Below are 24821 nucleotides of genomic sequence, written 5' to 3' on the forward strand. Positions count from 1 at the left end.
CGCCGGCAGCGATGTGGTCGTGGCTGACTCGGAGCGGGGTGGCAGATCCCGATGGACGCTACTGCTGAACGGAGCGCCGGGCAGCCTCTGTAACTCGAAGCCGCTCGCGCTCAATCGGGTCGCCTGCAGAGGTCGGCACGATGGCGGATCTGACAGGACTCCGACCGGACCCAGTCACCGACCCGATGACATCACTCGGCGTCGGCATCGCTTGGATCTCATCACGCACGGCACGAGCTGCAACGGCGAACCCGGGTTCACGGAGCAGCCTCTCCACGGCGTTGGTGATGGCGGGTGAGCTCTGCTCAGTGCTGTCGATCACAAGCCCAACGCCTGCCTTCTGTACAGCTGCTCCATTGTCGAACTGGTCGGCGCCCTGTGGCATCACCAGTTGTGGCAGTCCATGCGCCAGCGCTCCTAGAACGATTCCGGCTCCGCCCTGGGAGACAACCAACATGCAGTGGGGCAACACAAGTGCGTGGGGGAGGTACCGCTCGATCACAACGTTCGGCGGTTGCGGGCCGAAGCTCGCGGGGTCAACGCCGGGCCCGACTGTAACGATGATGTTGGCCGCGAGCTCGCGCAAACCTGCGATTGCTTCTGCGAGCAGCCCCGGCCTGCGCTGGTGGAAGACGGTTCCGAGAGTGAGATGGATGCTCGTTTCGTACGGGAGGTTCGCCAGCGCCGTGGGAAGCCGTTCGCCCGGCGCGGGCTCGCCTAGTGCGGGCCGCACTGACATGAGCTCCCGATCACGCAGTCTCGACGGGCGCAGGGACGGCGGACAGACAGACAGGCGCGTTGAAGTTCGATAGACGTCAAGAAGGTGAGGGAGGCCCAAGGTCGCCCCGAGCCGATTCACTTCTGACGCGAACGCCTCATCGTCGCCGGCTGCGTCGATGCCGAGACCATGGACAAGCAATGGCGTCGCGTTCCGGGCGGCAGCGACGACACCGCCGAACTCCAACTCCTCCGAGATCACGAGGTCGGGTCGCCAGCGATCAGTGAAGGTGAGTAAGTTCGCTGCACGCTGCTGACCCGTGTGCCGGAAGAACGCCAACGAAGTGGGCATTCCAGCCTCGTCTGCCGTAGGTCCGACCTCCCAGCATGTGAGACCGCGTTCGGAGACGTGGCCTGCAAAGTCGGCGCCGGTTGCGAAGCGAACTTCGTGGCCGGAGCGCGCGGCGGCCAGCGCGAGCGGCAGGAGGGTATTGACGTGGCCGAAGAACGGGCCGGCCGTGAAGAGAACTCGCATCGGTGTTTCCTTTGAGGTCACAGGGCAGGGACGGTCAGCGGTCCCCGCTCCGCGCGCGCCTTCAGGACGTGACGGGCTCACACGTCAGGGACATGCTTCAAAAACGCGTCTCGTCAGGAATACGCCGAAGCGAGAAGATCGGATCAAGGTGCTCGTGAGTGCGAGGTGAGTCACACGTCCGAATGGCCGCGTCGATGATCCGCGACGAATGATCTCGCGCCGCCCCGGTGGCTCACAACGTGGCTGTGGACGGTGGACTGCGTGGCCACTCGGCACAGTGAGGTGTCGGTGTGGATCCGGGGCGCATTGTCGCCGGCGACCAGGAACTGGCCGGCCGCCCGGCGACTGCGTGAAGATTGTGGAGAAGGCCGACACGTGGCCATCCGGGGCGGATCTAGCGGGACGAGTCCAACGACAGCGAGGTCGATGTGGTCCACTCGGCCGAGGCTGCGAGGAGTGCGTCGCCGCGGGGCACAGGCACAGGCACCACATCGCAGGTGGAACCAGCGACCCTTCCTGGCAACTGCGGAGGTGTCATGTGGAGGACTGTTGAGCTATCTCAGTCCTGATCTTCCAAGGATCCGAGAAAGTCGAGCATGGCGTCGTTGACGACCTCTGGGTGCTCCACGTTGCAGGTGTGACCGGCATCGTCGACGACGCACAACTCCGCGTTGGGAATGCCCTCGGCGAGGGGGACTGCGCATGTCTCCACGGGAAGAACCGCATCATGCGCACCATGCACCACCAGGGTGGGGACCTGTATCTCGCCGAGGCGGTGCGTCAGGTCCTCCTTGTCGATCCAGGAGCGGTACTCGCCATACACGGAGCGTGCTGGACGGGTGTCCCAATAGTCGAGCCACTCCTCCACAAACGGCGGGCGCTCCTCGGCCTGGCGCGGTCCCCACACGAGCGGAACGCAAAACTCACCGAACGAACGGGGCAGTAGTCCGTCGACGTCGAGGGGGTCGAACGCCGGACCGAACGCCGCCTTTTCCTCGGGGGTGTAGGCCTGGGCCTTGGCGCCGATCAGGACCAGGCCCTTGAGGCGCTTCGGGTACTTCAGCGCGAACTTCAACGCCATGAAGCCACCCATCGACATACCCACGAGGACGAACTTCTGCATGTTGAACTCAGAGGCGACCTGGCTACAGTCGTCCGCCAGATCGTTCAAGGTGTAGCCGGGGCCGTAATTGTCAGTCGAACCCCGGAGGTTGTAGGACAGCACGTGGTAGTTCGGCGCGAGCGCGTCGACCTGGGAATCGAACATCGTGTGGTTCATGAGCGTGCCATGGGTCATGATGACGTTCGGGCCCGCGCCCGCCTCGCGGTAGTACTGTGGCGGCAGAGTCGTCGTCGACTGGGACACCTGCATCTGGGCCGACTGATCCGACGCGTGGGCGGCGATTGGGCCCAGGCCGAGCGCGGCTGGGGCCGCAAGCCCGGCGCGCAGCACGGTGCGGCGATGCACCTTCGGCGTTTCCGGATTCTGACGGGTCACTTTCGGATCCTTTCAATCAGGAGGTGGAGAAGTGCGATGCCCCTGACTTTGGGATCGGAGGAGCAACAATCCCGGACTTGCCGGACCAAAGACTTCTCACTCTCACGAAGGCGCCGCCACCACGAAGAGCGTCGGCTGATCCAGGCTGTGACGTGGGTTCCGCCTGAAACAGGTCCACTTACTGATGAAGGATCATGCTTACTGGCGTTGGTGCCGCACGTCTGCCTACGGTCGGTCCCGAGTGTGTAGCGCGCCGGACAACACGCCTACGGCGGTCCGCGTTGCTCTGTCCTTCCTGGCAGGACCTGGGCGATGTCGAGGGCCGGCCCGTGGCTGGCCAGTCTGACGCAGAGCCCTCTATCACGTACTTTGACCTGGCGCGCAGACTCTGGCGCTTTACCGGCCTGCGGAAGCCCGAGACGTACCTTTTCGAGCTGTGGCGCGGCGGCGGGTACGTGCACTCCGACCGCCGCGGTAGGTTGAGGCTATGTGCAGGTCTGCTCGTCAGGCTCGTCGGTGGGCTGTTCGACGTCGTGCAGCCTGGGCCCCGGCTGGTTCGTCAGTCAGCGAATTGCCCCGCACGACCAAGACGTAGCGTTACAGGTCGCCCCGAGACTGCTGGCGTGCCGTGCTCTGTCCTGCGTTATAGGCCAGGTGCTGCCACGCGGTCATCACATCTCGTTGCTCGACAGACCGATCCGGTCGGGCCCGTCACCACGGCTCGATACCCAGCAATCGGCAGCACCGTGAAGATGTTCGACGACGTCCACGATCACGTGCCTGCCGACCACGAGTTTGTGCCGCACCCCTAGCGCGTCAATCCGCGAGGGCCTGATGATTCCGCCGATGGCCGATCCCCAGGCCCTCGCCTCGCGGTGAGATCCCATGACCTGCACCGTGAGCTGTCCCGCATGGTCGATGACCTTGTACTGAGTCGCCGCGAGGATCGGGTCTGCAGCGATGACTGTCTGCAGCCATGTGAACGTTTCGAGGATCTCGCCACTCATCTGGCTGGACATCTCTCCCCTCCACTTGGCCGGCACTTCGTGTCATTGAGCGATACGCAGGATCTCTGACTGCGGATCGCGTCAACGGCAGGGTTTGGGCCGCCCGGTGATCCAGGCAGGTCGGAAGCCGCGTAATGCGGGGTGTACGCCGAGGCGCCGTCGTGCATCCTCGACACTTCGATCCCAGCGGGCGGATGTACCGGCCCCTGCGCCTGCGTCCGCCCGCTGTACCAAGCATTCCGTGAAGTCGTGCCCCTGGCACGACGTGCTTGCAATCTCTCAGGCCCAGCACTGCCCCGTTCCCTCCATCGGACGCTCGTAGACGGTGCCACGGTGGCTGAGGTGCTCGGAACCAACCCGACTATGCGAGGTGTTCGGCCCCGAACTCGGAGGCATACTTTCGGAGCCAATGATCTCGTCCGACCCGCCGGACACGTGAGTGGGTAGAGAACGTCGCCGGGACTTCTCCGTGCTGCCAGTTCCGCGCGTATCGGGTATGCCGCGTGTGTCTCTGTGACAGCCGCATCTGTGGCTTGCTAACAGCGCCGAGCGCAGTCTCGCTCGCTCGACATCCTTCAGACCTGACGAGCCTGGGACCAGCCATGAGGCAACTCATCGAAACTCGGTCGGCACCAGCCCCGATAGCATCACCTGGCCGGACGACTCCGGTCCATCGCTTTCGGACTCGAGCGTGACGCTGATCGTCGGATAGTCGGTCAAATCAACCCCGGACCAGAGGATGATCTCCGACACGCCATCGCGCAGGTGAAAGGTCCCGATCGGCACCGAGCCTCGGGCGCCCTTGACCCAGCCTTGGTAATAACTACCTGCCGGCGCGGGAGGAAGACCAGTGGTGCTGAGACTGATCTCGACCCCCGAAGCGGTATCCCGCAGTTCAACTCGTCCGCGGGCGCCGTCCTCGAGTGGAGTCCCGGCCAAGGCAACCGTGTGGGTCTCATCGCGATCGGCGACCGTCAAGCCGATGCCGGCTGCCGCGACGGCCACTATGCCCGCAGCGACCAGTCCGACTCGTCCGCCGAATCGGAGCCGGCCGGCGCGCGAATGCCGCCGTAGCGGTACGACGTTGCCGGCCTCGACCTCAGGGACATCATGATCCGACGCCTCCCTGATTTCGGCCATCACTCGCTGCTCGAGTTCTGCGGGTACCGCTGCCCAGACCTCCGAGCGGCGCAACAACTCCTCGATGCCGGATGGATCAGGCTCGGTCATCCCGCCGACAGGCGGAACCTGTCCGTTCATGCTGCCCATATCGGGCTTCTCATCCATCACAGATCTTTACCTTCTGTCCGACCTTTTCCAGGGTGTCACACAGCACTACGCCTGTCATCTGAGCACGGATCACCAGAGTGTCGCCGACAAAGCTCTCATTGACAGAACGAACCGCGGCAATCCCTCGAACCGTAGAGACGTGGGTTTGTTGGTTGTTGGCAGCTCCGCTGGTGCGGGATTCGCCCGGCGTCGAACCAAGGCCGGCAGGGGCAGCAGGAGGACCTGGCGTCGACGTCGGCGAGGACGAGGTCATGCTCGGTGTGTGGGAGCGGGCGGTTCGTGCAGCCGGGTTGTGGTCTGGCATGTTGCGGTCTGGGGTCCAAGTTGCCGGCGGCATAGTTGCCTTTATCGGTGTGGAAGATGATGCCTATTTGCTGTTGATCGCGTCTGACGAGCTCCGGTACCCGCCACCGTCCCGGGCGCTCCTCTTGTTTTTGCGCGCAGCAACGTTTCCGTCGCGTCCGACTTCGCGCATCAGTTGCGGCGACGGTGCTGTCGCTGAGAACCTTCCACCCACCCGCGCTGGTCCGCGGCTACGCATAGGTCGCGGCCGGTACGCGATCGCTTGCGGCATCCGGTGGGTCCCTCTGGGCGCACCGATGTGGCGCGATGGGTACTGTCCCGTCCATCGTTGACGCAGAGGGCACCAACTCTGCTCACGTCGGGCTCCGGCTCCGCGATCTCCCGACGCAGCCCGGCCAGCTCGCGCGCTCGTCCTCACGCGACCGGTCTCACCGTCACAGGCCGGCCGATCCTGTCTACTACCAGTTCACCAAGATCCCCGAGCTCGCTCCAGCTCCGGGCCACGCCTCCAGAAGAGGTCTCCGTGTCACGAAACCCATAGCTGTTTCGGACCAGCTGGATTCGCCCGATGATCCCGAGCGTATGACCGATTGACTGCCCGATCGTCCGCTGCATGGATGGCTCTACTGCCATAACTTGCCTCGGGTGAGCAGGGCGGACACGAGGCTGGTCCAAGTCTCGCCAGGGTCGAGCGTCGAATTGACCGGCTCATCTGCAAGGCATGCCATCGGACCCCTACCTACACCCCGCGGTCGCACCCATGCAGGTCAGGGATGTAGGTAACTGCCGGCCAGTCCAAATAGGCAGTGATCACCGATGCTTCGGCTCGTCCAGATCAGGACAGTGGGTTGAGGCTCCGCTGGTGAGCTGGTCGAGGAGGAGCGGGGTATGTGGATCGAGGGGTTGTCGCCGCGTGCTGGTGGTGCGGTGCACGAGGTTCTGCCGTGGCTACGGCCTGACCTTGGCGTGCCGGCGGGGTCGCGGTGATGGCTGGCGTGGGCGATTCTGACGCGACGTTGGCGGAGCGGTTCCGCGGTGGGGATCAGTCGGCATTGACAGAGATGTATCGGTTGTATTCGGCACCGATGTTTGTGATCGCATTGAAGATGCTGGGTCGGCGGGATCTGGCGGCGGATACCGTGCAGCGGGCGTTTGTGCAGGCGTGGCAGGCTGCTGGGCGCTTTGACGTTGGGCGGGAGTTGCAGCCCTGGTTGTATGCGATCACGCGGCGTGCGGCGATTGATGTGTATCGGCGGGAGCGTCGCGCTTCGGAGACCTTGCCGCTGGATCCGGACGGTGCGGATAGAGCATTGGTGAGTGAGGACGTCACGTTGGATGAGACGTGGCGTGCGTGGGAGGTGCGCCGGGCGCTGGATCAGTTGCATCCAGATGAGCGTGAGGTGCTCCGGTTGGCGTATCACGAGGGGTATACGCAAAGTGAGATTGCCGAGCACCTTGGGATCGCGTTGGGTACGGTGAAGAGCCGTACTGCGCGTGCTCAACGTCGGCTGGCCGGGATGCTGCAGCACGTCCGCGACGAGGTCGCCACATAGGAAGCCGCAGAGGCCGCCTCGCCGCCACCAACAGCAGCAAGCACGGCAAGGTGACATGAACTGACCAGGCAGCCTCCTGAGTAGTGAAGGGTGCGGAAGCCCTTCCAGGGGAGGGCCCATCACTCGTGATCATCCCCGCACAGTGACTGTCCCTGGATGGCGCCCCCGTGGACGAGATGGCATCCAGGGCGAAGCAGATGTCACGCGTGGAGCAGGCGACATCGGACAGCCTGAGTGGTCCCGAACGAACCGCCCCGCATCGGTGGCTGATGACAACTCGGCAGCTCAGCGACGAAACTCCAGGCCGCGGTGGCCATTGCAGAATTGGTCGACCAGAACAGCGCCGTCGAAATGGCGTGACCGCAAGGATCGATACGCTGCGCTCGGCAGTAGATCTCACGATGACAGTTCAAATCAGCTCCGTGGTGTGGTTCTGAATCCAACGAGATCCGGCTCGATCTGAACTGGGCCAACTGCTTCCTCTTGTCATCCCCTCAGGCCACAGACCGGAGCCTTCTTCTTGCCTGTCCGCCACCGCTGCAGGTGCCATCTGTACGCCCTCGGATCTGGCTCTCGGGCACTGTGCGATGGAGCCTGCCGATGCGTGCGTTAGGCAAGGTTGGTCCGCAGCGGCTGTTGGGAGAGGGCGCGGTGACTACCTACTCGGTTTGGCCAAAGAACGAGGTCCGGGAAATCACGGTTCGAGAGGGGATGGTGTTCGAAAGGGCTGTGGGCTGGGCTGGTACGCGACGTGCTGCCGGTGAACTGCACTGTCGGCGGTGGGGTCAGAGAAGGCGGGGGTGAGGATTGACTTGAACGGCGCATCGTCGGTGGATCACGCTCTCTTGGCCCTGAGGAGCTCGCTCGGTTCAACCTGGAGTATGTGGAGCAGCCCATGTGCCTCGGTGGAGGACCTGGCCGCCGTACGTCGGCGTACGGACGTGCAGGTTGCGGCAGACGAGTCGATCCAGCGTGCAGAGGACCCTGTGAGAGCGAAGAAGCTCGGGGCCGTGGACGCCGCGATACTGAAGGTGCCCGTCGACGGATTCCTGCTGGTCAAGGGGCTCGAACCAGATCCAGCCTTGCTAGCCGCCGCCACATCCGATCAGGTGGCAGCCGGTGGAATGCGCGGTCGGTCCGAGTCGAAGTATTGTGCCCGAGTAGCCCGCTCAACCCGCCGTACCCTGCACAATCCGTCAGCCAGCTGTAGCGGCCAGCTTCGGCTGGACCGTCCGGAGCCGCTCTGGACTGCCGGCGGTGCTCTGTCACCCATGCGACACCGGTGGAGTATGCCTCCAATGGGCGTTGAGCACGGGTGCCGACCATCGCATCCGGGCGGCTCAGCTCCGACGGGCGAACGCACCGCGGCCCCCAGTACGAAAAGCTCGGCAGGCCAGGACTCGCATGTTCATCGACCCTTACGGATCCGGACCGACCTTCCAGAGGAAACGCGGATCCAGAACGGTCCACGCCGCGGCGCAGCAGTCCGCCACGCCGGCGGATACCTGCAAATGAACGCGCTGTTGGCGATTGAGCTGCCACGGTGGGCGTAGTGGTTGGGCTTCACCTGATCCGGTGACCAGGCTGGCTGCGTACTGCGGCAGAGGGACACCGAGAGGAGCCTTGCAATGAAGCTCGATGGGAAGTCGGCGTTGGTGACCGGTGCGAGCCGGGGTATCGGGAGAGCCATCGCCTTGCGGCTGGCTCGCGATGGTGCCCGGGTCGCGGTCCACTATGGGACCAACGGCGCTGCGGCGAAGCAGACCGTCGCGGATATCGAGGAATTCGGTGGATCTGCCTTCCTTGTCGAGGCGATGCTGGGCAGACCAGGGGACGCTGAAGCGGTTTGGACGGCGTACGACGCCGAAAGTTCAGGGGTCGACATCATCGTCAACAACGCCGGAGTTGCAGGTCTTGGTCCGTTTGGGCAACAAAGTGCTGACGACTTCGACTGGATGTTGGCGGTGAACGTCCGAGCGCCGTTCTTCCTTGTGCAGAAGGGTCTGTCGAGACTGCGCGATGGTGGACGGATCGTCAACGTCTCCTCCGCTGTGACCAGGATCGCCTTTCCCGAAGGTGTCGGATATGCAATGACAAAAGGCGCGTTGGATGTCATGACTGTGGCGCTGGCCAAGGAACTTGGCCCGCGAGGCATCACGGTCAACTCAGTCAATCCGGCCGTCGTTGCAACGGATCTCAATCCCTGGCTGTCCGACCCCGACCTGGCGCGCCGAGCGGCGTCGTACTCGGTCTTCGATAGGGTTGGTATCCCGGTCGACGTGGCTGACGTGGTCGCCTTTCTCGTCTCCGATGACGCTCGCTGGATCACAGGGCAGTCCGTCGACGTGTCCGGCGGTTCATACCTCTGACAGCAAGGTTCGCTCGATTGCCGCCGGCCGCATTTTGCTCCCTCGTCGTGCGGCGTCCTCCAGACCCTGGCGAGTGCCGCCGTCGAAGCGAGCGTGAACCGAAGTCGTATCGCGAAGTACTGAGTAATGGAGTCTGATTGTCGTCGCGTCGCGCCAGGGGCGATGGCGTCTGGAACGGCGCACGCCACCGGCGTCTTGGCCCGCGCGTTACTTTCAGCTTGCGGGCCCGCTGTTCGGCCCCACCGTCATCCGCTCGAGAAGCGACCTCGCATGCGATGGCCGGGAGACGTTCGCTGGCCAGCCGTGCATGGCGCCGCTGTCATGCAGCGCGTCCAGCCGGTTTGAGGCCCCAGAGTGTGGCTAATCAGGCACTGGGAGAGATCATCTCAATGAAGGCCGCACTGGCAGCAAGGATGGCACCCTGGACAGGCATACCTACAAGGCCCCGCGGAGCGATATCTCGCCGCGATACAACCGACGCCAGACCTCAAGATGACGATCGCTCGGTTGTCGGGTCACGCCACCTGAGGCCCCTGTGGATCATCCGAGGATATACCTTCCACTACGTGCCGACATCGCTATCTGCTACAACCGCTCCAGGAAGGTGCCGGAAAGCGACGCGGTGCTCGCGCTCGAAACGACGCCGCGTCAGAGCGAGCATTGCTCGGACCATGCCTCCGCCGTGGGCGTAAGCAATTTCGAATTGATCAGTCGGTATCTCCAGAATGCTCCAGGGGACGGCAAAGCCGATGTCCGCCAGGCCGTATTCCTTTCGCGCAGCCGCCTCGAAGTCGGCCCACCCAGCCACTGATAGATACCGCTGGACCAATGGCATAGCGTCTGCTTCTTCGTGGGCGAGGTGCTGAAGCAGCACCTCTCTAGTGTCGGCCAGATCATCCGTGAGACGGTCACGGACCGCAGCATCAGGCGCTTCGACCATGGCTCGGAAACCATCCGTGCAGGCCTGGACCATTGGGTCAAGCAATGCGTGCTCGGCGTCCATCGCCTTCAGCGTCTCTCGGGCGGTCACGTCGCCAACGATCTCAACCCTCTCGAGCAGAGGTGGCCAGAGTGCATCATCTTCGACTCGGTGGTGGTGGTGCAGAGCCGTCGCCATGCCTCGCCAGCGCCGATCGAGCGCTGCCCAGACCTCAGCATCCGCTAGAGGGGTCCTGGGTACGGCGACGACCAGATCACGCAGGTCGCGACGGAATCCGTGATGCATGACAAACATCGCGCTGAGGTCAATCGGTCCCTCCGCCGTATACACCTGGCCGAGTTGTGGCTGTTGAACCCTTACCCGTCCCTCGACAAGATCGGCGATCCGCTCCAGCGTGCGCGTCATTGCAGGGAGCCGGTCCTCGTGACGCTCGCCCACATTCTCGCGTGCGCATGAGTACGTCACCCTGGTGCCGCCCGGAGCGGGCTCGAACTGAAAGCTCGACACTGTGCCTCCCGCTCGTCCGCGACGAGGGCGGGTGCGATAGGCGAACATTTTTCCCGGCTCGGCGTGGACGACCTCGCACACGAACCTCAACCACACCAGCCCTTTGCGGCTGGTCATCATGAACTTCGCGCCGGGACGTGCCGCATTGGCGCCGTCGAGCCAAGTGCATCGCCGAGTTTCGGTGCTCCAATCAGGCATGCGGATCACGTCGGCGATCCAGTGATAGAGATCTTCGGCGCCCACGGCGACAACGCGCGAGACACGCGCCTGCTCAGTCGGTGCCATTACCGCTGCCCTGCCTGCTCGCTCAGGAGCGGGATCCCTGATGTCACGACATCACAACGCTGCCAACCAAAAGTCTGATGGGCAGGCGCAGGCTCGCGTGCCGCGGCAGGCGGCGCGGCGTCCATGTGAGGGCACACTAGGCAGTCCTTATCGAGATCGAGTAAGCAATGGCTCTGCGAAACATCCGAGCTATGCCTCAGTACGGGCAGACCGACTAGATCGGTTCTCGGCACAGGTGCCGTTGCAACCTTGGACAAGTCGTCAGGTATCGAACCCGACTCGCCCTCCGGACGTGTTCGGCGTGGCACTGGCCACCGGCGGCCGTCCGCCTCGCCAAGCGCATCCACGGACTCGACGACGAACTCGCCATTCATCAGGCGCAGCTGCACACTGCCACGGCCAAGTCCCGCGAGTGAGGCGGCTTCGGTGGAGTGCTTCAAGGTGACCTGCGCCTACTTCGAGAGGCCGCCTACTGGGTAGGTCTCTTCGTAGTGCAGGTGCCCCGCGGCTGGATGTCGCGCGCTAGAAGCGCGCACCTGCCGTCCCGGGCAGGCAGGTGAACGAGGCCACGACAACCCGCTATCTCGATCCGACGTCGACTTACTCGAGGCAAACGCTGCGCGCCGGCATTCCATGAGAGCCCGGCCGGACACGATCCCGGGCTGCGAACGTACAACTCCGATCAATGACCGCGGACAACGTGTTGGCGTATCCCTCCGTCGGTCGGAGGTGGCGTACCGGCCACGCAAGGGGGGTGGGAGCGTGGCCGGTACGCCGGTCGGATGCTCGGTCACCTGTGCTGGGCGTGGAGGGGATCGCCGGTGGCGAGCTGTCCTTGTCGTGCATTACGCGCCAACGGGCTGATCGGTTCGGGGTCGCATCGTGTCGACTAGGACGCTGCCAAGATCTTGGGGTGGTGGTGCGCGCGCATTCGGCATCACCTGCTCATCGCCTTGCGGGCCGAAGCCCGTCACTCAACCACCTCGCCATTGCGGCAGGTCGATGGGGGGTGAGCGTCGATGTACGCCCTCGCCGCTCGCATTGCCCTTCGGCGGGGGGAACGTCATCGAAACCGGCACCGAATCCTACCGGCTCACCCACACCCAACCTGACCAGCCATGTCGAGACAGTGCGATGGCGGGCGGATCGTCGACGTCTCCTCTGCTGCGACCAGGATCGCCTTTCCCGAAGGTGGGGATACGCAATGACAGACCCAGCGCTGAAGCTGATCGGCATCAGTCCCGAGACGCGCTGATCTCGAGGGATTTCCCTCATTCCTAGGGCCATGGCCGCATGCCACCATCTCTGTGGTGCTGCGCCTCGTTTGCGTCACACGAGTCAAACTGAGCCTCGCGATCCGGCTCTCGAATCAGCGGAGGAACATGACAACGACCAGACCGCGCGCTCGGCTTCGTGGCCCAATGGCGGGGTTGATCACGTCCGCGGTGTTGGCGGCTGCCTGTCTGACGGGTACGCCGACGGCGAATGGCGCGGCATCGGTCGCCGTTGCCCAGGCGGCGCCCGGAGGCACGTACGAACTCGACTCCCACGATCGCCGATTGCTGGCGGCGGCCAAGGCCGAGGGCCATGACCACGTCGTCCTGATCATCGCCAGCGAAGAGGGAAAGACGGGCGACGTCGTGGCGCGACTGCGGCACCTCGGGGGCCAGGTCAGCAAGTCCGTGGATGCCGTCGGCTACATTCGCGCCCGCGTGCCTATCGGCAGGGTCGTCGAGGCGGTGGCGCTCCCAGGGGTTGTCGCCGTCGACCTCAATAAGAAGGTGAAGGTGCCAGAGCCGAAGCCAGAGCCAGAAGCCACGGGTTCGCGGGCTTCTGCCATTCCCGAGCAGGGGCCTGGCCTCGACACATCGGCGAGCAACCCTTTCCTGCCGGTGAACGAGACCGGTGCCGTCGAGTTCAGAAGCAAGAACCCCGGCTTCGACGGGCGCGGGGTGATCATCGGCATCATGGACACAGGCATCGACCTGGACCACCCCGCGCTGCAGTGGACCACGACCGGAGAGCGCAAGATCGTCGACTCGGTCAAAATGTCGGACCCGGTGCTCGACGGTGACGAGTCCTGGCGACCGATGGTCACCGAGGTGGCCGGCCCGAGCTTCACGTACGGCGGCCATGTATGGACGGCACCGGCTGGAACATACCGGATCAATCAGTTCCACGAGTCCGCCGTCACCTTCGGTGAACTCGAAGGTGATGTCAACCGAGACGGCGACAGTACGGACGTCTTCGGCGTCCTCTACGACCCGGTCAGCCACGATGTCCGCGTCGACGTGAACAACGACCACCACTTCGATGAGGGCGTGTTGCGGCCCTATCGCGAGAGGTACGACATCGGTCACTTCGGTGTGGACAACCCTGACACCCCGATCAAGGAGCGGATGCCTTTCACTGTGCAGTACCGCGAAGACGAGGATGCCACCCCGATCGGTCTGCCCGCCGCGACCGACTTCGTCGCGATCAACGTCGCTGCGCTCGGCCACGGCTCGCACGTCGCAGGTATCGCGGCCGGCAACGACCTGTTCGGCAATGAGAACCTGGATGGGGCAGCACCTGGCGCGAAGATCGTCTCCGCACAGCCCTGTCTCGGGGTCTGCAGCACAGTCGGCCTGGCCGAGGGCGTCGTCGAACTCGTGGTCAACCGGGGCGCCGATGTGGTGAACATGTCGTTGGGAACTGGCCTGCTGGCAGTCAATGATGCGAGCGATGCAGTTTCCCAGATCTACAACAACCTCATCGAGAACGCTGGCGTTCAGCTGTTCATGTCGGCCGGCAACGACGGCGGCATGAACACGGTCGGCGAGCCCGCGAGCGCCTCGAACGTTGTCAGTGTCGCGGGCGGTATCAGCAAGGCGACCTGGCAATCCAACTTTCGCTCGAGCGTCACCAAGCCCTTCAATCTGTTGAACCTCTCGTCGCGTGGCCCCCGTGAAGACGGCGGCTTCAAGCCGAACCTGATCGCCCCTGGCGTCGCGATCTCTGCCTACTCGACTTGGATGCCGGGCAGTATCAACCCCCAGGCTGGCTTCACCCTGCCACCGGGCTACCGGAACATGACTGGTACGTCGATGGCCTCGCCCCAGGCAGTCGGCGGCGCGTCCCTGCTCCTGTCGGCCGCGAAAGCCAAGCGCGTCGAACTGTCGCCGGCCGCGTTGCGGCGAGCACTTTACAGCTCTGCGAGGTGGATCGATGGACTGCCGGCCAACGGTCAGGGCAACGGGCTGATCAACGTGCCGGGCGCTTGGAACCTGCTCAAGCACGGGCACGACGTTCGGTCCTACACCGTCGATGCGCCCGTATGCACTCCGCTGTCCCACCTCTTGCCAACCCCGCATCGTGGGGTCGGCATCTACAACCGCTGCGCCGTCGGCAAAGGCGGACTCCGGCCGGACGAGACGACGGTTCGAACCATCAAGTTGACCCGTCGGAGTGGGCCTGCCCAGACAATCCGCCACGACCTCGTGTGGGTCGGCAACGACGGTAGCTTCAGGACGGCGGAAACCCTCGACCTGCCGCTGGACAAGACCATCGAGGTCCCGGTGACGATCAACGCTGGCCAGGGCGCGCACAGCGCCATCCTGCGGGTCGACGATCCCGCAACCCCCGCGGTCGACTTCGAGGTCCTCAACACAGTCGTGGTCGCCCAAAATCCGACCGGCCCAGCCTACGCGGCGTCCCTCATCGGCAGTGTTCAGCGCAACTCCGTCGACTCTTTGTTCGTCAACGTTCCGGAGGGAGCCGCAGCTCTTCAGATCAACGTGTCCGGCTTCAAGAGCGGGTCGCAGGTACGGTTCAACGCCTTCACCCCCGAGGGCCTGCCGATCGATACCTCCACCTGCTTCACGAACTCGCCGACCCCGTGCAACGGCGCCGAACGTGACTACGCCAACCCGGTCCCTGGTGTCTGGGAAATCCAGTTGGAATCCGTTCGGACCTCCGACCACCTCGACAATCCCTTCGAACTCACAGCACGGATCCAGGGAGTCAAAGTCGAGCCAGACTCCGTCGATCTCCCCGATGTCACACTGGGAGAGCCCAACCCTGTGAGCTGGCAGCTCATCAACCTTTACGGACCGGTCACCGTGTCCAGTGCGGGTGGGCCACTGGCGAGCGTGGTCGAAGCCCGTCCGGTCATCGAGCATGGAGCTGTCCAGACCTATGAGGTCGCCGTGCCGCCGGGCGCGAACCGACTGGATGTCAGCATCGGCAAACCCAGCGTCGCGAAGGCTGATCTCGATCTCTATGTCTTCCGCGACGGCGACCTGGTGGCAGTGTCCGCCAACGCCGGCACCGAGGAATCCGTGACCCTGGACAATCCGGCTCCCGGCGTCTACCAGGTAGAGGTAGATGCATTCGATGTGCCCGAGGGGGCAACGACGTACGATTATCGCGACGTCTTCGCTGCCTCGGCCCTCGGGTTTGTTTCCGTGCAACCGGTCGCCGTGACGTTGAATAATGGTGACAGGCTCTCGCTCACCGGCACCGTCACTGCTGAATCAAAGCCAGCCAACGGCCGTCAGTTGGTCGGCCAGATGAGCATCACGACGGTCGACGGCGCCACGATCGGCCACGGAAAGGTCAGCATCGGCCAGAGCAACTAGGGGTGTCTGCCAAGTCGTGGTGGTTCGGTAATTGATGATGGTGTCGCATTCTTATGTGATTTCTGATGTGTTGTGGGGTGATCGCGCCGGTGCTGCCGGCAGGTGCTGGTCGCCGGGGTCGTCCTTCGCATGATCACCATGTGGCGCTGGAGGCGATTGGTGGCGGTTCCGTACCGGGGCGCCGTGGCGTGATCTGCCTGGCGAGGTCGATGCCTGGCCGCACGGCTGACGGGGACTGGGTGGTGGAGCTGATCTCGTCGGCGGTGTACTTCTCGCCGCAATGGTCACACACGACCGCGGTAGCAGATCAACAGATACCGCCTAGGCGGAAAGCGGCGGCGTCCCACATGGCTGCGGCCGATTGTTCGCCCCATCGAGGAGGGAGACGATGATGTATGCCTTTGCCGCCATTGCCTGGCTGGGTTTCGTCGTCCACAATGTTGCTGATCTGCCCGGGCAGACCTTGATCAGCAGTGAGACGTTGTGGCCGACGGCCGTCACCGCCGTATTGCTGCTTCTGTACGCATTCGGCCCGAGGCGAGCGGCGACGATCGGCATCCTCGCATGGGCGGCACTGCACTTCATGGGCGGCATCGTGAGCGTGCTACCACTTCCTTTCCTGCCCTTCGAGCCGGACCAGACCTTGCGCCACTACTCGTTCCACGTTCTTTATGCCCTAACGCAGGTGCCGCTCGTCGCGGTGTCATGGCAAGAGGTGCGACGCCCCACCACGCGGGCGTAGCACTGTTCGAGACACCGGCCGACTCGCTCATAGCAGCCAGTGTGAAGATCCGGGAGTCACCATGCCGGTTGACGGAATGAGATTGCTCGGACAATTTCCTGGTGGACGACAAGTGCGCCGACAAACTCCGCGTCCAGGATTTCAATGCTGCGCCGACCAAACGGGGCGCCAATCCTGATCGCCCAGTTCCCTAAGCCGCCGGCAGAGACGTGGAGCCGTTCCGGCAGTTTCGCAGCGTTCGAGTGGCGCCTGGTGACGTTTGGCCAGGACAGACTGGGCGGTGTTTGCCCCGTGCTGCTCCGGACAGTTGCGCACCCGTAGCAAGACTTGTCGAGCCCTGCTCACGCCTGTGGTTGCCGACCCCCACCTGTCCGTCTGGCCGTCTGCCGTCCCGATGTACTTCGTAGTCTGTGATGCGCTCGCGCATCTCACCACAGAACCGTTCACCCCCTTTCTCCCGTAGTGCATCAGGAGCGTCTCTGACGATCTGCTGAGAGCACATGCGCAATACCGTCAGCCCAGTTGCCCTGTATGCACAACCGGAGGAGCCGACAGTGACGGAGCCCGAGCGAGACAGCGCGGCGATCGACGGCGAGATCCACGAAACCCGCTGCTCTGCCGACGTGGCGGACAATCTGGACATGACGCCGCAGCAGGACCTGGCCGCGGCCGTCGACACGATCGCCAACGGGAACGATTTCTGCGGAGTGGTGTGGGTGGACCGGCGCGGCGAGGTCGATTTCGCCCGGGCATTCGGCCTTGCCCATCGCGCCCACCAGATCCCGAACACCGTGGATACCCGGTTCGCAATAGCCAGTGGCGCCAAGGGACTGACCGCCCTAGCGGTGGTGAGTCTGATCGAGCAGGGGGTGCTGGATTTGTCCACCACTGCGCGATCGGTGTTGGGGGACGATCTGCCACTGATCGACGACCGGGTGACTGTGGAGCAACTGCTGGCCCACAGATCCGGGATAGGCGACTATCTCGACGAGGACGACGACCAACTGGATCTCAACGACTATCTCCTGTCAGTGCCGATGCAGGAGCTCGCGGACGCAGAGCAGTACCTCGCGGTCCTGGACGGCCTTCCCCCCAAGTTCCCGCCCGGGGAACGGTTCTCCTACTGCAACAGCGGTTACGTGTTGCTGGCGCTGATCGCCCAGAGGGCTAGCGGCGTGCCGTACCACGACCTGGTATCGACCCGGGTTTGTGATCCGGCCGGCATGCGCTACACCGAGTTCCTGCGCTCCGACGAGCTCCCGGCGCAAACTGCCACGGGGTACGTCCCGGTCGAAGGAGGCCGGTGGCGCACCAACGTTTTTCACCTGCCAGCACGCGGTGTTGGGGACGGTGGCGCGTATACGACGGTGGCTGACCTTAGTCGCTTCTGGCGGGGTCTGTTTGCCGGGAAGATCGTACCCTCGAGCTGGGTAGCTGAGATGCTTCGGCCACGCAATGACGTTCCGGGAGAGCCGATGCGCTGCGGGCTTGGGTTCTTCCTTCACGAGTCGCGTAATCAGGTCATGCTGATCGGGCAGGACGCTGGGGTCTCGTTCATGAGTGTGCATGATCCGGCGCCGAGCCTCACCTACACCGTGATTTCGAACACCACCAGCGGCGCCTGGCCGGTGGTCAAGCATCTCCGGGAGCGCTTCTCGGCTTGAGCGTCGTTGACGGAAGTCTGCAGCCGGCGCCGTACAGAGCAATCCGCGAACTCGTACTAGCCTCGATGTTTCATCTGGCTGGTTGATGGTCAGGTGGGGTGGCTCGGGTTGGGTTGGGCGTGGTGAGGCTCCGGCGCTGTGATTCGACGGTTCTCCGGGGTCCTGGATGGGGGTTGGGTGTGAGGTGCTTCGCAGGGGTGTCCCAACCGGTGTCGATGAGGTGGTTCCAGGGCCAGTTGGCGGGGAGTCTAAGGCGTTGTCGGCGGCGCGGATGATCTGTCCGGCGAGGGCCAGGATCCGGAACGTAGCTTCTTGGGTTCCCATCGGGGGCGTGCTGGTCGAAAGCGAGGGTCTCGTCCAGGCGAGCAGGTCGGCGGCGCGGGCGGCGATCTCGAGCCAGATCTGGTTGTAGGCGTAGCCGTGGAAGGGCAGGTTGCGTAGTCCGGTGTCTTTGAGGTTGCGGCCGCGGTCTTCGGCGCGGGCTCGTTGCCGGTGCCGGAATTCCATCCTGGACTGGCCAGCCGTGGCGGCCGATGGGGTGGATGGGTGTGTTGGTAGCGAAGCAGGTGATCCGCCGCCGGCGTCGGTGCGGACCAGGACCTAGGCCCGCTCTGCCTCGGGCAGTTGCACGATCGCGGCATCCAGGCTTGGCGGACCCCTCGGACGAGGCTGGGTGGGTGGTTGCAAGCCCTTCGGACGACCTCATTCGCGGGAGCGCAGCATGCGAGCAAGTCGGTCGGCACGTTCGAGGAGGGCGGCGCGGACGACCGGGACAGCTTGTGCTGCCAGAGCCTGCGCCTGTTCGACGAAGGTCAGGTCGGCACCGAATTGGGGGAAGAGACCTCTGGTGAGAGTCGTCGCGGGCATGGTTCCGCCGAGATGGATGGTCGGCACGAGCTCCAGGTACGCCTCCGTATAGGGCCTCAGCAGCTCATCCTGGCCTCCAGTCCAGAACAGCGGGGTGAACGAGTAGACCGACGCCAACGGCACCGCACGCTGGATCGCGAGCGTCTGCCACACTGCCTCCTTCTCGGCCCGATCCGGGGTCGCCGCGCGGACCTGGAGCCTACTGATCCACGCATCAGGGTCCGGGTCGCGATCCAGGAGTGCCTGCGCCTCGGCCGCTGTCGGGCTTCCAAGCTGAGCCTTGCGGACCAGAGCTCGCCAGTGGAGATCGACGTCCTCACCGGCCTCGGCCTGCAGCCAAGCGACCTCGTCGAGGTCGGCCGCAGTACGGGCGAAGCCGCGCAGGGCCGCCTTGCGGTAGGCGCCGACGTCGGACAGCCTGCGGCAGGTCGCGGCTACGGCTCGCATCAGCGCGTTGCGCTCCGAGGCCGGGCTCCACAGGTCTGCGGCCTCGACCGCGAGGTTGAGATATGGCTCGATCACCGATGCTGAGGTCTCGACGGCGAGCATCCCGGTCAGGCATCGCACAGCCTCGGCGGCAGTCGCCTCGCCGTTGATCAGCATGTCCCAGGCCGTGGCGACGGCGACGCCACGCGAGATCGGTGAGGGCAGGCGGGCGGCATTGGTGAAGAACGCATCTCTCGTGGTGGCGTCGGGTCTGGTCGAGGCGAAGGTCAGGTCCTCGTCGTTGACCAGATAGAGGTCGGCGCCGGCCGGCAGCTCAAGCCGAGTTCGTTCGCCGGCGACCTCTACCTGGACGAGCGCAGTTCGCTCGAACTGGTTGCCCGACGCCCGGTAGGCGCCGACGGCGAGCACTTGCGGACGCGGCGGGCCGCCCGGACCTTGAGCGACGAGGGTGAACCGGTTCTTGTCGTTGTCCAGAGTCAGCCGGTCTGTACCGGCCGTCTCCAGCCATCCTGCGCTCCACTGCGTCAGGTCGCGTCCGCTGGCCTCGGCGATCGCATCGATCAGATCCTGCAGTGTGGTGTTTCCCCAGGCATGCTTGGCGAAGTACGTGGTCAGCCCTGCGGAGAACTCCGCTTCTCCGACGTAGGTCATCAGCTGTTGCAGCACCGATGCGGCTTTGGGATAGGTGATGGCGTCGAAGGTCGCTTCAGCCTCGGAGACATCGCGGACAAGCTGGCGGATCGGGTGCGTGGTCGGCCCCTGATCGACGAGGTATGCCTTGAGTTTTTCGCCGGCCAGGTGCGCGGTCCAGGCATCGGTGTACGACGTCGCGCGGACGGCGGCCCAGTTGCTGGCGAATTCCGCGAAGGCCTCGTTGAGCCACAGATCGTCCCACCAGCGCATCGTGACGATGTTGCCGAACCACATGTGCGCTAGCTCGTGCAGCAGGTACCGCGAGAAGATGTCCCACTCCGCCCTAGTGGGCGTGGTTCGGCGCAAGAACCAGTCCATCCAGGTGACGCAACCGAAGTTCTCCATCGCGCCGGGGTATTCCGGGGCGAAGACCTGGTCGTACTTGCGCTGCGGGAACGGCATGCCGAACTTGTCGGCGAAGAACTCGAGGCCCTGAGTGGTGAGCTTGAAGAGCTCGTCGGCGTCGCGGTCCAGGATCGGCGCCAGGGATTGCCGAGCGAACAGCCCGAGATCATGGCCTGCCGCGGGCCGACGCAGTTCGTAGTACGGGCCTGCGTTGATCACGGTGTTGTACGTCGACAGCGGTGGGGTCGGCGGGAAGGTCCAACGGCGAGCGGAGCCGAGATCTTCGATCTGCGGATCACCGCTGTTACTCAGGACCAGCCAACCTGATGGGGCCGTCACCGTGAAGGCGTGCGGCGCCTTGAGATCGGGCTGGTCGAAGCAGGCAAAGACGTGCCGTGCGTAGTCAGGAACGAAATCCGTGTAGAAGTACACTTCGCCGTCGGCCGGATCGACGACCTTCCGAACACCCAGCTGGTGGGTCGAGCAGTCCAGGACGGTGAGCACGGTGAGGACGTTGCGCTCGCCGAGATCGGTCACAGCGATCCGGCCGTCGACGGCCGTTGGGAGCGGAACTCCGTTGAGCGCTACGCTCTCGATCTCTACGGCGCAGTCGACAAAGGTGTCGGCCCCGGGGCGGTGACACTCGAAGACGATCGTCGACTCACACCGGACCTGCGTGCCGTGGTCTAGGTCCGTCAGGTCGACGGCGATGTCGTACCGTTCGACCGTCAAAAGGCTCGCACGCTCCTCAGCCTCTGCCTGGGTCAAACTCCGGACGCTCATCGCTTCCCCTCTCGAAGTCCCACTTGAGCTTGCGCCGGCCGCTGGATCGATCGACGGGTCGCGAGCGACGTGACATATCCACTACGGATACAACCCTCCGATCGGTTCACGGAGCCAACAAAGATGCGCTGCCGATCATTGCTCAAGTCGGAGACATGCGCACCCAATCCCACAGCCCACCGCACACCACGAGCGGTGACCGCGGCTACCGCCACAGCGCGGGTTGATAGCAGGTCCAGCCGCTGGCCGGACGACATGTCGCCTCGAAGAGCACCTCGGTTCGCTATCGGCCAGGTCGGCATCAGTGTCCACGCCACCCTCCCGCTCTCATCACACCGACCCACGAGCCACTCCCAGGTCACACACAGGAAGCGATCACGCGTGGGCCGGGACCGACATCAATATTCGTGCAGATCTTGACCCAGCTACAGCCCAGCTGACACCCATTTCACGGTGAAACGAGACCGGAATCGCGGTCAGGGTCAGTGGCCGGCTGCCGATTCGACGGGCTGCTCTCTCCACGTTCGGGCTTGGAAACCCCGGTACCAGGCCCCTTGGGTGTCGCGGGTTCTTGACCTGCGCCACGACAGAGTTGGCGGTCGACCACAGCTTCCACCACTGGTGAATTCTGCGGCCGCCAAGCCCGCAGCAATCGATGAACGCCTTCACCAGCACCCACGTGGCCCGGGTCCGGCCGCTGGTCGCGCGAACTCCTTGTGAGTGGCAGTAGTCGCGGTGCCGATACCACAGCGTCAGCTGCAGCGGAGTCATCACCAGGTCGGTCTGCTTGCTTGTCGAGGCGTGCCAGGCCAAGATCCGTTGGGCGAAGTAGTCGAGGATGACCGCGACGTAGACGAATCCGGCCCCGTCTTCACATGCGTGAAATCGGTGACCCGGCGCGGTTCGGTGCCTGAGCGGTGAAGTCCCGGTCGAGCAGGTCGCGGCGCTCTGATCGCGTCCTTGGCCGGGATCGTGGTCCGGGTGCCCTTGTCGCGCCGCACCCCGGCCAGTCCACCGCGCGCATCGCCCGATCCACCACGCCGTGGGTGGCCTGAGGCATGCTCGTACTGCGCAGCAGGGCGGTCATCTTGCGTCGCCCATACCGGGCCTCCGCAGACAGCCTCGGCGCGCCGGTTCTCGCGCCGGGCTGCCGGGCAGCAACCGCGGACGGCGCCGACCACCGCCGCGTCGTTGACGCCCGGGCCGCGACCCGGCGGCCGGGCTGGCTCCCCAACCGGTAGGTCCGCGGCGGTGACCTGGCAGCCCTGCTCGTTCAGAACCCGGCAGGTCGACTCGACCGGACGATCCTCAGCTCACATGGCGTCGACAACCCATGATCAGCGGTTGCGGGGGTCGAGTTCTCTGGCGAAGAAGCCAATACAGCCTTGAGGATCGCGTTCTCCTCCAGGTGGTCATCGACCAACCGCACCGCCCGGGCACGGACCCCAGGATCGATCTTCCTCGGCATGGTGCACATCCTTCCAACTCAGAAAGATGCGGCATCAACCCCAGAGCGGCTCAGTTCGTCACCTGGGCGCCTTACCGGATCGTTTGACATCAGCCCTTGTATGGACCGGAATCAGTCGGCAGGCCGGCCTCGACCCAGTCCTGGATCCCCTCGCGATACTTGCGGACGTTGGTGTACCCCAGCGAAACAAGGCGATCGGCGACGTTTTGGCTGTTCGGGCACGCTTCGTTGGAGCAGTACGTCACGATGGCGGCGTTCTGGTCTGGGAGTAAATCGGCGGCGTGTGTGACTACATCCGCCTCCACGAGGGGAATGGCACCTGGCAGGTGCTGCGTCTCGTAGTACATCCCGCCCAGGGCGTCCACTACCTTCACCGAACCTGCGTCGATCGCCGCCTTGAGCTCCTCGCGCCCAATCAGATCTGTCATGTCATCTCCTTGCTAGACGATGGTGGGCACACTAGATGCGTGCCGACGCACCTATTATGCAGCCTTTCCCGCCTGCCGCAACCCGCTGTGCTAGTTGCTTGCGCATGCAACTGTTGGTAGGATGCGGTCCTGAACGGTGACTGTCAGCTAGGACGGCCAGCGCATGACCGGTCCGTTGCTCGTCTTCAGGGAGATCGAAACTGTTGCCGAAGTCGAACTCGTCCGTCAGTTGTAGACGTTTTGCCGGGTCTCGAACCGCTCGAGGCGGGACTGACAACAGGGACATTCGATGAGTGCCCAGAACGACCCTGGGGTCTCGGCATGGCGGGCGATGTTGCTCGCGCACAGTGCTGCGATCCGCGCGATCGACGCTGATCTTGCCCAGCGCGGTCTGATTCAACTCTCCTGGTACGACGTGCTCCTGGAACTCACCGCCGCTACAGACGGCCGCCTCCGGATGAAGGAGCTCACCGACCGCGTCGTACTGAGCCGGACCCGAATCAGCCGGCTAGTCGACGAGATGGTTCAGGCCGAACTGGTCACCAAGACCCGCGATGAGAATGATCGACGCGTCGTGTGGGCAGCGATTACGCCATCCGGGAGGACAGCCCTGAGAGCGGCTGCAAAGGTCTACATGTCCGGCATACATGACCACTTTTCGTCGAACCTGACCAAGCGTGAGCAGGACATCGTCGCCAGAGCGTTGATGAAGGTGCACCACGCTCATCAGCCACCACGCACGATTGAGCTTCCCGCCACGCGTCGGTGATCCCGCGCCCTGAGCAGCCTGCGCGGAATCACAATCGCGACGGATCGTAGGGAGTTGGAAGGATGGGCTTCTTGCGGTGAGCTGTTCGGTTGCGGCGACGAGGACGTCTCGTCCCGCCGATAGAAGCTAGGTACGACTTAGTCGGTGTTCTGTACGAACCCTGTTCACTCGGCTGAACGCGCGACCCCACGAGCATCAGCCCTGCGGTTCTCGCGCGGCAGAAGGGCAAAGGCGCCTGTTGATTTTGGGGTACGGCGCCGCCCCACAGTGAGCCATCGCGGCGCCGGCGACTCTCACACGGCATCCAGGAGAGGATACTCATTGCCCGTCGCTCCGGTGACGCCACGGGAGATTCTCCAAGCCGAAGAGCTGCAACCTCACGCCATAGAACCGGCCGGGTTCACGAAGGATCCGGCCGGCTCTGCGACTGAGTCGGTTCAGAATGGAGGCGCTGCTCGCCGACGAGTGCCATGTCCGGTAGCTCTGACGAGCCGATGGGTGCGGGCCGGTGTGAAGTTTGAGCCTCAGAAGGCCATGCGCGGCTTGCTAAGGCTCTCTTGTGCGTTGATTGTCGGTCAGTGTCTCGTGCGGGGGTAGCGGTCCCCTGCGGTCAGTCCTGAGGTGATGATGCGCTCGGCCTCGCTCCTGGGTAGCCCGATTCGGACGCCAGCGGAGATCAGCTCGTTGCGGGTAGTGGTTTCGTCGAGCATGTCGGCGGCGACGGGCTGGCCGAGAGCGAAGACGGCAGCGTTGACGGCGTGGTTGTGGCGTCCGTCGGTCGCCCTTCGGCCGCGGCCTGCAGCTTGTCGAGTTCACCGGTCAGCGCGGCCAGCGCGTAGGCGTTGGTGTGGCGCCACATGGGTCCAGGCCTCTTTTGCGGGCTAGCGGGTTCGTGCTCGGGCTCGGGTGTCGTCAGGGTTTGGGTGATCCAGTCGGGTAGGTGCTGCGGTGGCAGGGTCCTGGTCGCGGTGTGCCACCGGTGCCACCCGCGT

At 64.3% G+C, this 24821-nt stretch carries 14 protein-coding genes and 1 pseudogene; 7 read left to right on the plus strand and 8 right to left on the minus strand.

The features are described 5' to 3' along the window. Positions 1-58 precede the first annotated feature (58 nt). From ACQPXM_RS11755 to ACQPXM_RS11770, 4 genes are all read right to left on the minus strand, one after another. Positions 59-1252, minus strand: coding sequence for a glycosyltransferase (locus ACQPXM_RS11755; protein WP_432947744.1), 1194 nt, complete (start codon positions 1250-1252; stop codon positions 59-61). Between the two features lie 559 nt (positions 1253-1811). Next, positions 1812-2750: an alpha/beta fold hydrolase gene (locus ACQPXM_RS11760; RefSeq protein ID WP_432947746.1), complete on the minus strand. Its 939-nt coding sequence runs from the start codon at positions 2748-2750 to the stop codon at positions 1812-1814. A 671-nt stretch (positions 2751-3421) separates the two neighbouring features. After that, entirely contained in the window at positions 3422-3769 is a 348-nt protein-coding gene (locus ACQPXM_RS11765; protein WP_432947748.1) for a hypothetical protein, read from the minus strand. 600 nt (positions 3770-4369) lie between these two features. Next, positions 4370-5044 carry an anti-sigma factor gene (locus ACQPXM_RS11770; protein ID WP_432947750.1) on the minus strand — a complete coding sequence of 225 codons (675 nt, stop codon included), beginning with the start codon at positions 5042-5044 and terminating at the stop codon, positions 4370-4372. 1301 nt (positions 5045-6345) lie between these two features. Between ACQPXM_RS11770 and ACQPXM_RS11775 the strand changes: the two genes are divergently transcribed. From ACQPXM_RS11775 to ACQPXM_RS11785, 3 genes are all read left to right on the plus strand, one after another. Then, positions 6346-6903: an RNA polymerase sigma factor gene (locus ACQPXM_RS11775; RefSeq protein WP_432947752.1), complete on the plus strand. Its 558-nt coding sequence runs from the start codon at positions 6346-6348 to the stop codon at positions 6901-6903. Positions 6904-7733: 830 nt separating this feature from the next. Further along, complete coding sequence (locus ACQPXM_RS11780) at positions 7734-8456, plus strand: hypothetical protein (RefSeq protein WP_432951000.1); 723 nt, start codon at positions 7734-7736, stop codon at positions 8454-8456. A gap of 75 nt (positions 8457-8531) precedes the next feature. After that, positions 8532-9272 carry an SDR family oxidoreductase gene (locus ACQPXM_RS11785; protein ID WP_432947754.1) on the plus strand — a complete coding sequence of 247 codons (741 nt, stop codon included), beginning with the start codon at positions 8532-8534 and terminating at the stop codon, positions 9270-9272. 562 nt (positions 9273-9834) lie between these two features. On the opposite strand, the gene ACQPXM_RS11790 is transcribed toward ACQPXM_RS11785, so the two are convergent. Beyond that, entirely contained in the window at positions 9835-11004 is a 1170-nt protein-coding gene (locus ACQPXM_RS11790) for an SRPBCC family protein (protein ID WP_432947756.1), read from the minus strand. Positions 11005-12425: 1421 nt separating this feature from the next. On the opposite strand from ACQPXM_RS11790, the gene ACQPXM_RS11795 reads away from it, so the two are divergent. The 3 genes from ACQPXM_RS11795 to ACQPXM_RS11805 all read left to right on the plus strand — a co-directional run bounded on the left by ACQPXM_RS11795 (position 12426) and on the right by ACQPXM_RS11805 (position 18029). Next, the gene (locus ACQPXM_RS11795) at positions 12426-15623 is read left to right on the plus strand and encodes a S8 family serine peptidase (protein ID WP_432947757.1); all 3198 of its coding nucleotides are present in this window, start codon (positions 12426-12428) and stop codon (positions 15621-15623) included. Positions 15624-16011: 388 nt separating this feature from the next. Further along, positions 16012-16365 (plus strand): hypothetical protein, encoded by a 354-nt coding sequence (locus ACQPXM_RS11800; RefSeq protein ID WP_432947759.1) that lies wholly within the window; start codon positions 16012-16014, stop codon positions 16363-16365. 554 nt (positions 16366-16919) lie between these two features. Next, positions 16920-18029, plus strand: coding sequence for a serine hydrolase domain-containing protein (locus ACQPXM_RS11805; RefSeq protein WP_432947761.1), 1110 nt, complete (start codon positions 16920-16922; stop codon positions 18027-18029). A 202-nt stretch (positions 18030-18231) separates the two neighbouring features. Here ACQPXM_RS11805 and ACQPXM_RS11810 read toward each other — a convergent pair. From ACQPXM_RS11810 to ACQPXM_RS11820, 3 genes and pseudogenes are all read right to left on the minus strand, one after another. Next, positions 18232-18603: pseudogene (locus tag ACQPXM_RS11810) on the minus strand (transposase); the annotation flags it as partial. A 128-nt stretch (positions 18604-18731) separates the two neighbouring features. Then, positions 18732-21113: an aminopeptidase N gene (gene pepN / locus ACQPXM_RS11815; RefSeq protein WP_432947763.1), complete on the minus strand. Its 2382-nt coding sequence runs from the start codon at positions 21111-21113 to the stop codon at positions 18732-18734. Positions 21114-22721: 1608 nt separating this feature from the next. Then, positions 22722-23060: a rhodanese-like domain-containing protein gene (locus tag ACQPXM_RS11820; RefSeq protein ID WP_432947765.1), complete on the minus strand. Its 339-nt coding sequence runs from the start codon at positions 23058-23060 to the stop codon at positions 22722-22724. Between the two features lie 289 nt (positions 23061-23349). Here ACQPXM_RS11820 and ACQPXM_RS11825 point away from each other — a divergent pair, with 289 nt between their 5' ends. Further along, positions 23350-23829, plus strand: coding sequence for a MarR family winged helix-turn-helix transcriptional regulator (locus ACQPXM_RS11825; protein WP_432947767.1), 480 nt, complete (start codon positions 23350-23352; stop codon positions 23827-23829). The last annotated feature ends 992 nt before the right edge of the window (positions 23830-24821 follow it).

Origin of the sequence: Kribbella sp. CA-253562 (assembly GCF_050942265.1) — a bacterium.
In the GTDB taxonomy this organism is placed as follows: domain Bacteria; phylum Actinomycetota; class Actinomycetes; order Propionibacteriales; family Kribbellaceae; genus Kribbella.

Coding starts and splice junctions, on each gene's coding strand:
- ACQPXM_RS11755 (WP_432947744.1), bottom strand. CDS start 1,252: ATGCGAGTTCTCTTCACGGCCGGCCCGTTCTTCGGCCACGTCAATACC.
- ACQPXM_RS11765 (WP_432947748.1), bottom strand. CDS start 3,769: ATGTCCAGCCAGATGAGTGGCGAGATCCTCGAAACGTTCACATGGCTG.
- ACQPXM_RS11770 (WP_432947750.1), bottom strand. CDS start 5,044: ATGGATGAGAAGCCCGATATGGGCAGCATGAACGGACAGGTTCCGCCT.
- ACQPXM_RS11785 (WP_432947754.1), top strand. CDS start 8,532: ATGAAGCTCGATGGGAAGTCGGCGTTGGTGACCGGTGCGAGCCGGGGT.
- ACQPXM_RS11790 (WP_432947756.1), bottom strand. CDS start 11,004: ATGGCACCGACTGAGCAGGCGCGTGTCTCGCGCGTTGTCGCCGTGGGC.
- ACQPXM_RS11795 (WP_432947757.1), top strand. CDS start 12,426: ATGGCGGGGTTGATCACGTCCGCGGTGTTGGCGGCTGCCTGTCTGACG.
- ACQPXM_RS11800 (WP_432947759.1), top strand. CDS start 16,012: ATGATGTATGCCTTTGCCGCCATTGCCTGGCTGGGTTTCGTCGTCCAC.
- ACQPXM_RS11820 (WP_432947765.1), bottom strand. CDS start 23,060: ATGACAGATCTGATTGGGCGCGAGGAGCTCAAGGCGGCGATCGACGCA.
- ACQPXM_RS11825 (WP_432947767.1), top strand. CDS start 23,350: ATGAGTGCCCAGAACGACCCTGGGGTCTCGGCATGGCGGGCGATGTTG.